Raw genomic sequence first — 14,589 nt, 5'->3', positions numbered from 1 at the left:
AGAGGCTGAATTTCGTACATGACAGAACCCGTAGAGATGGACGACGCGCGCAAGCGCTATGAGTTCAAAAAGACGCTCGAAAAACTGCAGGCGCAGGAGGGAGACGGTACAGAGCTCATCACGCTCTACATCCCGCCCGACAAGCAGATCTACGATGTCACGAACCAGCTCAAGGATGAGTACGGCCAGTGCGCGAACATCAAGAGCAAGCAGACCAGAACAAACGTCCAGAGCGCCATCTCCTCCATCCTCTCACGGCTCAAATACTACAAGCGCCCGCCCGAGAAGGGCATGGCAGTCTTCTGCGGTACCGTCAAACTCTATGGCGACCGCACCGATCTCCAGTGCACAGTAATCGAGCCGCCCGAGCCCCTCAACCTCTACATGTACCGGTGCAGCTCGAACTTCGAGCTCGAGCCCTTAAAACAGATGCTCGAGGAGAAGTTTGTCTACGGTCTCCTCGTACTCGACCGGCGGGAGGCGTACTGGGGCTTTTTGCGCGGCAACCGTATCGAGCCGATCGGAGGTTCGACCTCCACCGTTCCCGGTAAAATGAGAAAAGGCGGCCAGTCGGCGGCCCGGTTCGGCCGGCTCCGTGAGATCGCCATCAACGAGTTCTACACGAAAGTCGGCGAGCGGTCAAGCGCGATCTTCCTTGGGGAAAAAGACTTTTTCAAGCGCTTCAAGGGTCTTCTGATCGGCGGCCCGAGCCCGACAAAAGAGGAGTTCGAAGCGGGTAACTTCCTCCACCACGAGATCCAGAAAAAGATTATCGGTCTCTTTGACGTCGCGTACACGAACGAAGACGGTCTCCCCGAGCTCGTGGATGCCGCAAAAGACGCGCTCTCGGGCATGACAGTCGTCAAAGAGAAGTCCCTCATGGAGAAGTTCTTAAAAGAACTGGTGAAGGACAACAACGGCCTTGCCGCGTACGGGGAAGAGAGCATCAGGAAAAACCTCGAAATCGGCGCAATCGATACGCTCATCCTCTCGGCAAACCTGAGGAAGTCACGGCTCAGGATAAAATGCCAGAGCTGCGACCACACCGAGGAGCGGACCGTGAGTATGCCGGTGGGAAAAACTGTCCGCGATATCGAGTTTGGCTCGTGTCCGAAGTGCACCGCGCCGCTCGTGCTTGAAGAGGAGATCGATATCATCGAAGAACTGGCGAAACTCGCCGATGCTTCGAGCGCGAAAGTGGAGCTGATCTCGGACGATTTCGAGGAGGGGTCGATCCTCTACTCGGCATTCGGCGGGATTGCTGCGATCCTCCGGTACAGGACGGGATTCTAAATGGTTTTTGACACCACGACAGTAATAAAAAAAGCACTGACGGAATGCACGGGACTAGATGATATCCAGCTCATCGATGGCGGGGAGCATGCGGATCTTGCCTCGACCATCGCGTTCTCCCTTGCAAAAACAAAAAAACAGGCACCGGTAAAAATAGCGCAGGAGATTGTTGCCGCCCTCAAAAACAACAAAGAGCTCGCAGCGCAGGGGATCACGGTCGAGGCAAAAGGGCCGTACATCAACTTTGTCTTCGGCAGTGCCTACGTCAGTGCGGCCGTCAAAGCAGCGACACAGCCCGGCTACGGCTCGCTCCCGGCAAAGGACACCCGTATCGTACTCGAACACACGAGCGCTAATCCCAATGGCCCGCTTCACGTGGGACACATCCGGAACTCGATCATCGGCGATACGCTTGCCCGGGCGTTCCGGAAGGCCGGCTACCGGCTCGAAGTCCAGTACTATGTAAACGACATGGGCAGGCAGATCGCGATTGTGACCTGGGGATTTGACCACCTCGAACACGCACAGCACGAGGGCGAGAAGGAGGATGCCCACATCGCCCGGATCTATATCGAGGCGAACCGGGAGATTGAAAAAGACCCCGGTATCACCCAGCAGGTCGACAAACTGATGCAGCTTGTTGAGAGCGGCGATGCGGAAACGGTAAAGAAATTCCGGAACGAAGTCTCCCGCTGCCTTGACGGGTTTGCGGTCACGTTAAAGAACCTCAACGTGAAGCACGACCGGTTTGTCTGGGAGAGCGACTTTGTCAGGAACGGCGACACGAAAAGGGTGATAGGGAAAATAGAGAAACTCCCGCAGGCAAGGCACGAGGACACCCTTATCGCGCTTGACCTCGCCGAGTTTGGCTTTACCAACAAGTACGTGATCCGGCGGAGCGACGGCACCTCGGTCTACGCGGCCCGTGACCTTGCGTTCCACACCTGGAAGAGCGTGAACTTCGACCGGGCGATCGATGTGCTGGGCGCCGACCACAAGCTGATCGGGGCGCAGCTCCAGTGCACGTTAAAACTCCTCGGTGAGAAAGCCCCGGAGATCGTGAACTTCGAGTTTGTCTCGCTGCCAGAAGGCTCGATGAGAACCCGGGCGGGAAAGTTTGTCTCGGCAGACGATCTGATCACCGAGGTCACGAAGCGTGCCTTTGATGAGGTCACGACCCGCAGGCCCGAACTCGATGAAGCGACCCGCAAGAGTATCGCAACTTCCGTCGCCCTTGCCGGCATCCGGTACGATATCGTGAAGATCTCGCCCGAGAAGAGCACGGTCTTTGACTGGAAGGAGGCGCTTGACTTCGAGCGCCAGAGCGGGCCCTACATCCAGTACGCCCACGCCCGTGCGTGCAGCATCTTAGAAAAGGCCGGCGACTTTACCGAATGCTACGAGCTCGAAACCGAACAGGAGATCGCGCTCGCAAAGAAGATCGCAAAGTTCCCCGGTGTCATAGAGAAAGTGGTTGCTGAACTCCGCCCGCACATTCTTGCCACCTACACCCACGAGCTCGCCGACACCTTCAACTCGTTCTACCACTTTGAACCGGTCTTAAAGAGCGAGGGAAAAGTCCGGGACCGCCGGCTTACGCTTGTGAAGGCCGTGCAGAACACCTTAATAGAATCGCTTGAGACGCTCGGGATCGATGCCATCCGAACCATGTAAGGCCCTGAATAAACAGGGATACCTCTTTTTTTCGCCTACATCCACTGCCGCGCTCAAGCCCTGCCTCTGGTGCAAGCGGGCGCTCGCCGGCGGAGATATGTGCTACAAGCACCAGTTCTACGGGATCGACAGCCACCGCTGCGTCCAGATGACCCCGACGCTCCGGTGCAACCAGCGCTGCCTCTTCTGCTGGCGGTCGTTCGAGCACGAGATGGCGGAAGTCGAGGAGTGCCCGCCCGAGACGATTCTTGCCGGCGTCCACAAGCTCCAGAAACAAGCCCTCGCCGGGTATAATTCCGTGCTCGGCAACACCGTGACCGAAGAGAAGTGGAAGGAGGCGCTCGCGCCAAAGCATGTGGCGATATCGCTCTCGGGCGAGCCCACGCTGTACAGCCGGCTCCCGGAACTCGTGGACCTCTTTAACGCGAACGGCTACACCACGTTTGTCGTCAGTAACGGCACGAACCCGGATGTGCTCGCACAATGCCGGCCGTTCCAGCAGTATGTCTCGCTCGATGCACCCGATCTGGAAACATACGAAAAGACCTGCCGGCCCATGGGCGACGCGGACGGATACTGGAGCCGGATACAGGAGAGCCTTGCCCGGCTCTCGACAAAACGCTCGGCCGTGCGGATCACGCTCGTTGCCGGGCACAATGACACGAAGCCGGAGGGCTACGCACGGCTCCTGCAGGACGCAGGAGCAACCTTTGTCGAGGTAAAAGGATACATGTATCTGGGATACAGTAGAAATCGTTTGCAACGGAACAACATGCCGGAGCATGCACAGGTGCGGGAGTTCGCAGAGCGGATTACTGCATCGTGCGATTATAAGATCCGGGATGAAAATCCTTTAAGCAGGGTCATCTGCCTGGAGCGTGAGGAAACTTGAGATTCAACCCGCAGGAATGGAAAGAAAAATCGCATGCGAACTTCGAGGGGGCGTGGCACGAGGGGCCATCGGTCATCACCCCGCCATGCGAGGATAGAAAATACCCCCGCCTTCAGTACAAACGGGCACAGCCGCACCCGATCTTCGAGACCATCAACCGGTTACGGGAAATTTATCTCTCGATGGGATTTGACGAGATCGAGAACCCGGTGATCGTGGAGGAGAGCGACATCTACCGGCAGTTCGGCCCCGAAGCGATGGCGGTCCTCGACAGAGTCTTCTACATCGGCGGGCTCCCGCGCCCGAACGTCGGGATCGCACGGGCAGAGCTCGACGCGATAAACGAGATTTTAAAGAAACAGATGCCAACCGCGACCGAGGAAAAACTGAGGGAGACCCTCCACGCGTACAAGAAGTCGGAGATCGACGGGGACGAACTCACGCACGAACTGGCAAAAGTGCTCGACACGGACGACGGAAACGTGGTGCACATCCTCGACTCGGTCTTCCCCGAGTTCAAGTCGCTCGTGCCCGAGTCCTCGCGGAGTACCTTGAGAAGCCACATGACGAGCGGCTGGTTCATGACGCTTGGCTCGATCTGGGAGAAGACTCCTCTCCCCATTAAGCTCTTCTCGGTCGACCGCTGCTTCCGGCGCGAGCAGGCCGAAGGGCCGACCCGGCTCATGGCCTACCATTCCGCGTCCTGCGTTGTTGCCGGTGACGATGTCACGCTTGAGGACGGGAAAGCGATCAGCGAGGCGCTCCTCTCAGCGTTCGGGTACGAGGACTTCCGGTTCCAGCCCGACGACAAGCGCTCCAAGTATTACATGCCGGACTCGCAGACCGAGGTCTACGCGAAGCACCCGGTCCACGGCTGGGTCGAGGTCGCAACTTTTGGTATGTACTCGCCCTCGGCCCTTGGGGAGTACGGTGTCGGGATCCCGGTCATGAATCTCGGCCTTGGGGTCGAACGGCTCGCGATGATCGCGTACAGTGCAAACGATATCCGGCAGCTCTCGTACCCCCAGTTCTTCCCCCGGCCGCTCACCGACCGGGAGACCGCACGGGCGGTGCACCTTAAAGCAGAGCCGGCGACCGTGGAAGGAAAGGCGCTCGCGCTCGCGATTGCACAGGTCGCAGCAGCGAATGCCACGGCACAGGGACCCTGCTCATTTGAGGCATGGAACGGCACCCTGCTTGGCACGCACGTGAAGGTGACGGTCGAGGAGACCGAGGCGAACGCAAAGCTCTGCGGGCCGGCGTGCGCAAACGAGATCTTCGTCCACGAAGGAAACATCCTCGGTGTGCCCGACGCCGAGAAGTGGAAGGACGTGAGGACAACCGGCGTCCCGACCGGGATCTCCTACCTTGCCGCCGCGTCCGCGTTTGCGGCAGCGGAGATCGAGCAGGCAGCCCGGTGCGGCAAGGGGACACTCGTGCAGGTCAAGATGGCAAAGCACCCGAGCGACATCAATCTCAGGATCGAAGAGTACGCGATGCGGGCGATCACCGACAACAAGAAGAAGATCGATGTCAGGGGACCGGTCTTCCTGGCGGTAAAATCCGAGATCTCCGGATAATCTTTTTTTCTGCGCTCTGTAGAACACCCAAAAGAGGTCAAATAACGCTCTAGGGGGCCGCATATTTTAAAAAAGGGTTTTCTGCAAAGTAATTTTTTCTTTTTTTTTCAGCCCCGTTCCTGCAAAAAGATCCGCCGGTGGATGATCCGCCACGAGAGGACAAGCTGGACAAGATCGGTCGCGGTGACGGTGGTGCGGTTCTCAAAGAGCGTGATCGGGTGGACGCCGGTCTGCTGCTCGATGCTCTTTTCGAGTTTCCGTACCGTCTCGTAGTTCATCTCGCCATCGAAGGTGAGCGCCCGCATCCGTGCGCAGGCCACGTTCTCGGTCGAGAATTCGATGGAGAAGTCCCGGTCATGAAAGAGGAGGAGCGAGTTGAGGTCAATCGTAAGGTCGGCGGCGCCGGCAATTGTCCCGTTCATCCGGTGCTGCAACAGCGAGATCCGGTAGATATTCTCCGACGCTCCCTTCTCCTTCCCGTACCGGGACGCACTGATCCGGATCACGGCATCGGCAAGGCAGCGCTGAGGGGCGATGAACTCTTCGTAGTCCTTCTCGCGCCGGGCGATCGCTTCAGTGACTTCAGCCGGGGAATACCCCCGGTTTTTCGTGTCGCGCTTTTGTTTCCACGCGTATTTTACCTCACGGTCCGGGTCGACAAAGACCGAGAAGTCCAGCAGTTCCCGGAGTGTCGGGGTAAAGAGCGTGTGGAGGCCTTCGAGGATAATGATCTTTTTGGATGCAAATGGGACCGGGGGATCGAAGGTCCCGGTCGCGTGGTTGTAAACCGGCTTTGTGATCGCGTACCCTTCCTTTAACCGGGCCACATCCGCTTCGAGCTGCGCGAGGTTGTTCGCGTCCGGGTGGAGCGGGGTGATGTCGAGTTTTTTCCGCTCCTCCCGGTCGTACTTGTGGTAATCGTCAAGCGTGATCGTGGCAACAAGGTCGGGCCCGAAGATCTGGCGGATGGCGTTTGTGAACGTCGTCTTCCCCGACCCGCTGTCGCCGGCGACACCGATGACAAAGACGAGCGGCGACCGGGCGATAATCTCCTTGAAGGGGGGGATGCGGGGCATAGTGTAACGGTACCTGCGATGCCATCGGTCATTAAGATCGCGTCACGGAATAGCCGGATTTTGTCACCGGTGAATGTTAGAAATAGATAACTTTAAGATGTTTATTGTGTTAGAAATAGATAACATAAAGGTGAGAAAAAATGAAACCGAGAAATGTCTACCGTATTGTCATCGGGATACTCTTCATCCTGACCGGGGGCGCATCGATTGTCACAACCCCCGACGACGCCATCCTGCCGGCTGCCCTCCTCGCGGCCGGGTGTGCATTCCTCGTCACCGGGATTATCCGGAACAAGCGGTACGGGGACGACCCGGAATCGGACGAGCGGTCCAGAAAGATTGGGGCTTACGGACTTTCATATGCATGGCTGACCGGGATTATCGGGATCACGCTGTTGTTCTGGGCAGATTATTTCGGGATCGTAAAAATGAGCGCACAAAATGCATTCGCAGTCTCTGTGCTCCTGCTGGCATTTTCAGCGATCGTTTACCAGATGTACCTTTTCCGGAAAGGAGATGTCGAGTAATGATGACAACAATTCGCCGGAACCTGGTAATCGGCGGTTGTACAACAGCTGTGGGATTACTCCTTGTCCTAATTCGGAACGGGATGCCCCAGCCCCAAACGATCATATTCCTCTCCAGTGTTCTTATTTCAGCAGGCCTTCTGTTTATCGTAATTTCAATATTTCAACAACAGGGTTTTAATGAAAAATCCAGTGTTTTAGATGAACGGATCCTGAAAATCCGGGCTCATACATTCATGAAAGCGTTTTCTTTTTCCTTCACAGTGGTCTGCATTCTCGCTATGCTTGACTTTTCGGGATTGCTGGATCTGGATGCCCGTTCAGTAATTATGATAATTTTCTTTACCATGGGACTGAGTTCCACTCTCTTGTCACGGTATTATAACAGGAAGGGCGACATCAATGGAGAATAAAACTCAAGGAGTGGGATGATGATCACCCGAATCAAAGAATACCGGGCCCGGCACTCCCTTACCCAGGACGACCTCGCAAAAAAAGTCGGGGTGCGCCGCGAGACGATCGTCTTTCTTGAACAGGGAAAGTACAACCCGTCGCTCAAGCTGGCGCATGATGTTGCAAAGGCCCTGCACGCGAGTATCGACGACCTGTTCATCTTTGAGGGCGATGAGCCGGAGCCCGAGAGCCGTGTCGTGCTCGTAGATTAAACCAGAAAATTCACACGGTATTTACGGGGCGGCAGGTTCCGGCCCGGCCGTGATCCCGGTACCATCATATTTTTCCGGCACCCGTGAGAGTTCGCAGAGAATTTTTACGGTCGCTTCCTTGTCGAGCGGGACGTTGTCGTTGCCGCACTTGGGGGAGTAGATGCAGGACGGGCAGCCTTTTTTGCACGGGCAGTCGCGCACCAGTTCGTATGCGCTCAAAAAGAGCGCGGGCAGGAGACCGAACGCTTTCTCCGCAAGGCCGATGCCTCCTTCATACCCGTCATAGACGAAAATGGTCGGCTCGCCGTTTTCGCCAAACGCGGGCGTGGAGAGGCCTCCGATATCCCACCGGTCGCACATGACATGGAGGGGCATGAGAGCGATGATGGCGTGTTCGGCGCCGTGCAGCCCGCCGGCGAGATCGAGGCCGGCAGCGGAGACGGCGGTGGCGACCGGGTCCGAAAGGACAAGCCAGAAGGCTTTTGTCCGGAAGGTGAGCGGAGGGAGCGAGAGGGGTTCGACACCGATGATCGTGTCGCCCTTCTTGATCTTGTAACCGGTGTACTGCTCGGTCACTTCGACATCGCCAAACGCACATTGTGTGCCCTGTACGTCCCGGGTCTCCAGCGTTTCGATGACGCGGAGGTCCACCTCTTTTAACGGCTGCGTGTAGTAATCGACATCCGTCTCGGTCACCCGTACCGTGTGGGTTTCGAGGTCCATCTCGTTTACCACGTAGGTCTCGCCCTGGTGGAGCATGATCGCTCCCTTGTGCGCCTCGCGGTAGGCCTGCGCCCGGTCCATCGTCTCAAGCAGCCGGCCCTGGCACATGATCCGGAAACTCTCGGCCGCCATGCCATCGAGTCTCACCGCGTCGGCAGCCCGGCCCCGACCCGCATACACCCACCCGCGCGGCGTCTTTGTAACGAGGCCGCTTTCTGCCAGCTCCGCAAGCAGGGGCACAAACGATTCACCGAAAAACCCGGCATCGGTCTCTTCGCGGAGGGGCAGTTCCGCCGCCGCGCAGAGCAGGTGCCCCGAGACGATGTAGGGATTTTCGGTATCGATGATCGCGTGCTCGTGGGAGCGGGAGAAGAACGCATCCGGGTGGTGCATGAAGTACTGGTCGAGCGGGTTTGCCTGCGCCACGAGCACAGCAAGCGACTCCCCGCCTTTCCGGCCGGCACGCCCGGCCTGCTGTCGGGTCGACATCATCGTGCCCGGGTACCCGTCGATGATCACCGCATCGAGCGAGCCGATATCGATACCGAGTTCGAGCGCGTTCGTGGAGACGACACCCCGGATCTCCCCGCTTTTGAGCTGCCGCTCGATCGTGCGCCGCTCTTCGGGCAGGTAGCCGGCCCGGTACGCGGAGATACTCTCTGCAAGCCGTGCGGAAGTACGCCGGGCATCCTCCCGGGTCCAGATGGTGACGAGCTCGGCCATCTTCCGAGAGCCGGTAAAGCACAGCGTCTGGAGGTCCCCTTTCACGCAGGAGAGCAGGATGTCTTTTGTCTCCTGGTGGGAGGAGCGTTCGCCGATCCCGTCATAGAAGGGATTGTAGAGGACAAAGTGCCGGGTCCCGTGCGGTGAACCGTCAATGTCGACGAGAGTAAAGGGACGGCCCACGAGCCGACCGGCAAATTCCTCCGGGTTTGCAAGGGTTGCAGTCGAGAGGACAAACTGCGGGTCGGAGCCGTAGAATCGTGCGACCCGCAGGAGACGCCGGATCAACAGTGCAATCTGGGAACCGAAAACCCCCCGGTACCGGTGGGCTTCGTCAAGCACGATAAACTTCAGGTTCGAGAAAAACGGGCTCCATTTCGCGTGCCACGAGAGGACCTGGTGGATCTCGTGGGGGTTGGAGATGACGATCCGGGCATTCTCCCGGATGGCTGCCCTTTTTGACTGCGGCGTGTCGCCATCGTAGATCGCCGGTTTTGCCGGGATTCCGGTGAATTTTTCCATCGCTTTGAGGGTGGCAAACTGGTCGTTCGAGAGGGCTTTTGTGGGGTAGAGGTAGAGCGCCCGGGCGTTGGGGTCTGCCGTGAGGCCGGCAAACACGGGTATGTTGAACGCGAGGGTCTTCCCGCTTGCCGTGGGCGTGATGATGATCACATTTTTCCCGGACCGGAGCACGTTGATCGCCTCGCACTGGTGGGAGTACAGCCGGATGCCGCTGTGAGTAAGATACGCTTCGATAGCCGCGGGGAGCGGTGCATCCAGCGTGCCGTACCGGGCCGGCTCAGGGTCAAAGACCTGGTGGCAGGTGACCCGGCTGCGGTACACAGGGTTCGTCAGGAGGAGCCGGACCACGTCAGCGACAGCCACAGGTCTCCCCCAGCAGGTAAAAGAAGAGAAGCGCGAGCGAGACCACATCCTGCCGGTTGTGGTCGACTACCGGGACAAGGGGGCCACAGTTCTTTGTCTTTAAGTAGGTCGCATAAAACTCCGGCACCATCTGGCCGGGGACGTCGTCAGTCCGGGTAACGCCAAGGACCTCGGATTCAAGCGCGGAGAGCCGGCATGAGGCAAACTGCCCTTTCCACCGGCGCCGGGAGAAGTGCAGTACATCGAAATGCGGGATCCGTGAGATCGCACGAAGGCCGTAGTAGGCCAGCCGGTCCTGCACGTAGGGTAGATCGAACGCCTTCCCGTTGAAGGTCACGAGTGCCGGGCGATCTCCAGATACCTGTTCCACGGTCGCGGCAAGCGCGGCAGCTTCCTCGCTGATATCGCGCAGCAGGTACTGGTGGACGACAAGATGGTCCTCTTGGATCGTGCCGACACCAAAGAGGATGATCGGCCGGGAGAAGAGCCCGAGCGTCTCGATATCAAGAAAAACGTAATCCTCCGGTTCAAACGAACCGGCCGTCCCAAGCGCAAACGGATGGGACTTTGCATGCCGGCTGCCGACAAGGTCCATGACATCACCCGGGTCAGCCCGGGTCAGCCGTCCGAGCACCTGCCGGGCCGCAGACCGGAACTTCGGGTGCTCTGCAAGGTCAGCGATCGTCCGGTAGCCCCGGGCCTTCAGGCGCCGCTCCGACAGATCGCCTACCCCATGCACGAGCGTGAGATCGGAGAGCATCTCCCGGGAGAGGCGTTCCGTGTCGATTGCGGTTCTGGGCAGGATATGACGGCTCTCAAGCGCGATGCAGGTGCCGCCATCATTTGAGATCTCCTTCCCGGGGAAAAGGGTCTCGAATGCAATGCCTTCGTACCGGGCGATGAGATCTCCGAGAAGGGCACGGGCCTTGTCATATTCAGAAGAGAAGAGGCAGCTGCCGGCAAGGCCCGCACCAAAGACGTTCCCGTCACGGACAACATCATACTCTCTCAGGGAATCCATCCGCTGCTGCCAGAGCGCCCCGATCCTGCTTTCTGCCTGCATGACAGCCATCTGTAATAAGGAAATCCGGGGACCGGATGATTAAAGGCCGGCCGTGGGGGGTGAAAGTGATGCGAACCCTCATCATGATCCCACGCACACCGGTTTTTAATGATCACGATCCTCCAGCACGGGGAACACGAACCGGCAGGTACCGTAGAGGAATGCCTGGCGGCCCGAAACGAACCCTTCCGGATCCTCCGGCTCTACGAAGGCGATGCGCTCCCGGACGATCCGCCCGGCCGGCTTATTGTTCTTGGCGGCCAGATGAGCGTCAACGATGAGAGCAAGTACCCGTTCCTTGCGCCCGAAAAAGCGCTGGTGAGAAAAGCGATCGCCCGCGACGCGACCGTACTTGGGATCTGCCTCGGCGCCCAGATGATCGCGGCCGCGTGCGGGAAGAAAGTCTGTGCGGGCGAGAAGGAACTGGGCTGGCGGAAGATCCAGGGTTGCAATACTTCCGGGCACCGTTTCTTCCCGGGGGAGGTTGAGGTCTTCCACTGGCATAAGGAGACTTTCGATCTCCCGGAGGGGGCACGCCTCCTTGCAACAGGAACCGCAGTGAAAAACCAGGCATTCCTGCTCGGCCACACGCTCGGCGTCCAGTTCCACCCGGAAGTGACGGAACCGGTGATCGCGTTCTGGGCAAAGGATCTCGGCGACCACGAACGGCTCGCGATAATGAAAGATACCGCAACAAAAACGGATGGCAACCGGGTACTGTGCGATGCGATCGTGAATGCGTTCCTCAACGGCTGGAAGATGTGACAGGTGCGGGGATGGATGGCCAGAAGATAACCGGGTTTCTTATCGATATTGACGGCGTGCTCTACACTGGTGACACCCCGGTCCCCGGTGCCCGTGAGGCGATCGCATATCTTATGGATCAGGGATACCCGTTCCGGTGCGTCTCCAACTCGACCCGCAAATGCCGGGCGACCATTGCAGCAAAACTCGAAACAATGGGTTTTGACATTCCTGAATCCGCGATCTTCACCCCGCCGCTTGCGGCAGTCCGGTTCATGCAGGAGACCGGGAAACACCGGGCATACCTCCTCACAACCGGGGATGTGGACCGGGACTTTGCCGGAACCTGCACCGATGACGGTTCCATAGCCGTTGATTACGTAATTGTCGGAGACGCAGGGGACAGGGTAACGTATGCCAGCATGAACCACGCCTTCCGCTGCCTGATGGAGGGAGCAGATCTCATTGCGCTTGAAAAAGACCGGTACTGGATGGACAAAGACGGGCTCTCGCTCTCGGCCGGGCCGTTTGTGGCGGCACTGGAATCTGCGACCGGTAAAACGGCAACTGTCGTGGGGAAACCTGCAAAGGCATTCTTCGATCTCGCGTTGCGCGATAGGGGGCTTGACGCACGCGGGGTGGTGATGATCGGCGATGATATCCTTACCGATATCGGTGGGGCACAGGGAGCCGGGATGCGGGGCGTTCTTGTCCGGACCGGCAAGTTCCGGGAGGACACGCTCGAAAACGCCCGGGTAAAACCCGCTGCTGTCATAAACTCTCTCGGAGATATAAGAACGATCCTGTAACCGGAGAAGAGCAGGTACAGCAGCGGCATCGAGACTACCTACATTCACAATATTTCCTCCAGTTCTGAACAGAAGGTGCCGGGCATGGAAACGCAGATCAAACCGCTTGCTGCTGACCTTACAGCAAAGCAGGACCCGATCGCGAGACTCGAATCGCAGATGCAGGCCCTGAAACGTTCAGGAAACGTCGGGGCCTACAACGCACAGGTCTCGAATCACAACGCGCTCGTCGCGGCCTATAACGCCGAACTTGCCACGTACAGGAGTCTCGTCTCCTCGTACGATACCTATGCGCAGGTCCACAATTACATCGTGACCCACGCATATGACCGGAAAGGTACATATGAGTGGGTAAAAGCAAATATGCCGGAGTGAAAAGGAAAAAAGTTATGACCGGGCAGCCACTTCACCAACGCCCGGTACCGTCTCCAGCCGCTGCCGGGCGGTGTCGCAGTACTGCTCCGACACATCGATCCCGATAAACCGGCGTCCCTGTTTTGCGGCGACAAGCGTGGTCGTTCCCGCACCGTTAAAGGGATCGAGCACGATATCGTTTTTGTATGAAAAGAGTTTCATGATCCGACGGGGGAGTTCCTCGGGAAACATTGCCGGGTGATCGTACTCTTTCATGTGGTGTTCGGGAGGGATCGTCCACCGGCCGATCACCCACTCCTTGAACTCGTCAGCGGTGATATCGATGTCCTCGCGCCGGCCGGTCTTCTTGTGAGTCTCCTTGTCAAAGACCTCGACAAACTCCCATGTGTACTTGATGTAGGGCATGGACGGCGATTTCCAGCTCCCCCAAGCGGTGTACTTCGCATTGTAGTTGTTCTTCTCCCACAAAAACTCCGCTTTCCAGAGCAGACCGAGCCCGGCGAGCTGCCGGGAGATGATGTGGTGTGTCGGGACGTAGTCGGAGAAGAGCGGCTGGACGTTTATTGCCATCCTGCCCCCGGGTTTGAGCACCCGAAAACACTCGATCCAGACCCGGTTGAGGGTCGCGAAGTACTCGTTCCACTCGTGGGTGTCATCGTGGGGGTCATGGGCGTATGCGTGGCCGAAGTTATAGGGCGGCGAGGTGATAACAAGATCGACGCTTTCGGACGGGATTGTGGCAAGGACCTCTGCCGCGTCGCCGCAGATGATCCGGTTGAGGAACGGTTCGATTGCCGGGTTTTCACGGGGGAGGTGGATCTCTTTGGCATCCTTTGAACCCTTCCGGACCCGGGCCTTTCCTGCTTTGTCCTTTACTTTTTCCTGCCGCAAAAAGACCACGCTGCTTGTAACGTACTGGTATCCCGGGAAAGATTAAGAACGCATCCACTTGCCCGGGCCATAAGCACCTGCCGGGGCCGGAAAGAAGGATACTCAGGGGTGCGGCAGTAACTGGTAAAACGGATTTGCACAAAAGACAGCCGGGGCGGGGGATCATCATCAGCATTTTTCTTTAGGTAATGCTGCGTGCTCTTTTTTTAGTGTCCTCAATTACCGAATAGTAACACCCTTACCCTTTATCACGATCACCCACCCCTCCCTCCAAAAAAATCGGTCACCCCCCTCCCCCCTACCTCCCACTCAGCAGAAAAAATGGTCGGACCGATCAATTTTAAAATCTGTCGGGGCGACCTCTCCTTTTCCAGTGCCATGACCTGTGTTTCCACTGAAGGTTCAGACGAGAACGGGGGATCGCCCCGACCGTACTTGACAAGAGGTCGGACCGACCGATCATGATCATTGGTCAGGGCGACCATTGATCCACGCGGATTTGAGATCACCCCCCTCCCCCCTACCACTCACTCAGCAGAAAAACCGGTCGGACCGATCGATATCAGGGATCGGTCAGGGCGACCGCTGACAAGCTCCACAACAACGCGGATGTGAGGCGGAGTATTTCAGGAAACACGCTGGCAGAGTGCCGGACGGCAGGACCTAGGA

Annotated in this window: 14 protein-coding genes; 10 read left to right on the top strand and 4 right to left on the bottom strand. The window is 58.0% G+C overall.

Annotated features, from left to right (window positions below):
• Nucleotides 1-18: 18 nt before the first annotated feature.
• From prf1 to sepS, 4 genes are read left to right on the top strand one after another with little or no spacing between them, the layout of a single operon-like run.
• On the top strand, nt 19-1,293 hold the full coding sequence (prf1, locus tag WCX19_RS06675) for a peptide chain release factor aRF-1 (protein WP_373006410.1): 1,275 nt from the start codon (nt 19-21) through the stop codon (nt 1,291-1,293).
• Complete coding sequence (gene argS, locus WCX19_RS06670; protein WP_373006408.1) at nt 1,294-2,967, top strand: arginine--tRNA ligase; 1,674 nt, start codon at nt 1,294-1,296, stop codon at nt 2,965-2,967. It abuts the gene before it with no gap.
• Entirely contained in the window at nt 2,948-3,859 is a 912-nt protein-coding gene (gene twy1, locus WCX19_RS06665; protein ID WP_373006406.1) for a 4-demethylwyosine synthase TYW1, read from the top strand. The genes argS and twy1 overlap by 20 nt, the downstream gene beginning before the upstream one ends.
• Complete coding sequence (gene sepS, locus WCX19_RS06660; protein ID WP_373006404.1) at nt 3,856-5,439, top strand: O-phosphoserine--tRNA ligase; 1,584 nt, start codon at nt 3,856-3,858, stop codon at nt 5,437-5,439. Before twy1 ends, sepS begins: the two co-directional genes overlap by 4 nt.
• Nucleotides 5,440-5,546: 107 nt before the next feature.
• On the opposite strand, the gene WCX19_RS06655 is transcribed toward sepS, so the two are convergent.
• Nucleotides 5,547-6,515, bottom strand: a complete 969-nt coding sequence (locus WCX19_RS06655) for a phosphoribulokinase (protein ID WP_373006402.1) — start codon at nt 6,513-6,515, stop codon at nt 5,547-5,549.
• A 140-nt stretch (nt 6,516-6,655) separates the two neighbouring features.
• Here WCX19_RS06655 and WCX19_RS06650 point away from each other — a divergent pair, with 140 nt between their 5' ends.
• From WCX19_RS06650 to WCX19_RS06640, 3 genes are read left to right on the top strand one after another with little or no spacing between them, the layout of a single operon-like run.
• Complete coding sequence (locus tag WCX19_RS06650) at nt 6,656-7,042, top strand: hypothetical protein (RefSeq protein ID WP_373006400.1); 387 nt, start codon at nt 6,656-6,658, stop codon at nt 7,040-7,042.
• Nucleotides 7,042-7,455 (top strand): hypothetical protein, encoded by a 414-nt coding sequence (locus tag WCX19_RS06645; protein WP_373006398.1) that lies wholly within the window; start codon nt 7,042-7,044, stop codon nt 7,453-7,455. Before WCX19_RS06650 ends, WCX19_RS06645 begins: the two co-directional genes overlap by 1 nt.
• A gap of 18 nt (nt 7,456-7,473) precedes the next feature.
• Nucleotides 7,474-7,707 carry a helix-turn-helix transcriptional regulator gene (locus WCX19_RS06640; RefSeq protein ID WP_373006438.1) on the top strand — a complete coding sequence of 78 codons (234 nt, stop codon included), beginning with the start codon at nt 7,474-7,476 and terminating at the stop codon, nt 7,705-7,707.
• A gap of 21 nt (nt 7,708-7,728) precedes the next feature.
• Here WCX19_RS06640 and WCX19_RS06635 read toward each other — a convergent pair whose 3' ends face one another.
• Nucleotides 7,729-10,038 (bottom strand): DEAD/DEAH box helicase, encoded by a 2,310-nt coding sequence (locus WCX19_RS06635; protein ID WP_373006396.1) that lies wholly within the window; start codon nt 10,036-10,038, stop codon nt 7,729-7,731.
• Entirely contained in the window at nt 10,025-11,110 is a 1,086-nt protein-coding gene (locus tag WCX19_RS06630) for a ribonuclease H-like domain-containing protein (RefSeq protein ID WP_373006394.1), read from the bottom strand. The genes WCX19_RS06635 and WCX19_RS06630 overlap by 14 nt, the downstream gene beginning before the upstream one ends.
• A gap of 99 nt (nt 11,111-11,209) precedes the next feature.
• Here WCX19_RS06630 and WCX19_RS06625 point away from each other — a divergent pair, with 99 nt between their 5' ends.
• The 3 genes from WCX19_RS06625 (at nt 11,210) to WCX19_RS06615 (ending at nt 13,029) form a co-directional block, all read left to right on the top strand.
• Nucleotides 11,210-11,866 (top strand): type 1 glutamine amidotransferase, encoded by a 657-nt coding sequence (locus tag WCX19_RS06625; RefSeq protein ID WP_373006392.1) that lies wholly within the window; start codon nt 11,210-11,212, stop codon nt 11,864-11,866.
• Nucleotides 11,867-11,877: 11 nt separating this feature from the next.
• Complete coding sequence (locus WCX19_RS06620; protein ID WP_373006390.1) at nt 11,878-12,654, top strand: TIGR01458 family HAD-type hydrolase; 777 nt, start codon at nt 11,878-11,880, stop codon at nt 12,652-12,654.
• A gap of 84 nt (nt 12,655-12,738) precedes the next feature.
• Complete coding sequence (locus WCX19_RS06615; protein ID WP_373006388.1) at nt 12,739-13,029, top strand: hypothetical protein; 291 nt, start codon at nt 12,739-12,741, stop codon at nt 13,027-13,029.
• Nucleotides 13,030-13,041: 12 nt separating this feature from the next.
• On the opposite strand, the gene WCX19_RS06610 is transcribed toward WCX19_RS06615, so the two are convergent.
• Complete coding sequence (locus tag WCX19_RS06610) at nt 13,042-13,929, bottom strand: site-specific DNA-methyltransferase (RefSeq protein ID WP_373006386.1); 888 nt, start codon at nt 13,927-13,929, stop codon at nt 13,042-13,044.
• Between the last annotated feature and the right edge of the window lie 660 nt (nt 13,930-14,589).

It is taken from the genome of Methanoregula sp. (assembly GCF_041663825.1).
Classification (GTDB): domain Archaea; phylum Halobacteriota; class Methanomicrobia; order Methanomicrobiales; family Methanospirillaceae; genus Methanoregula.
This window is presented reverse-complemented; position numbering and strand designations above follow the sequence as displayed.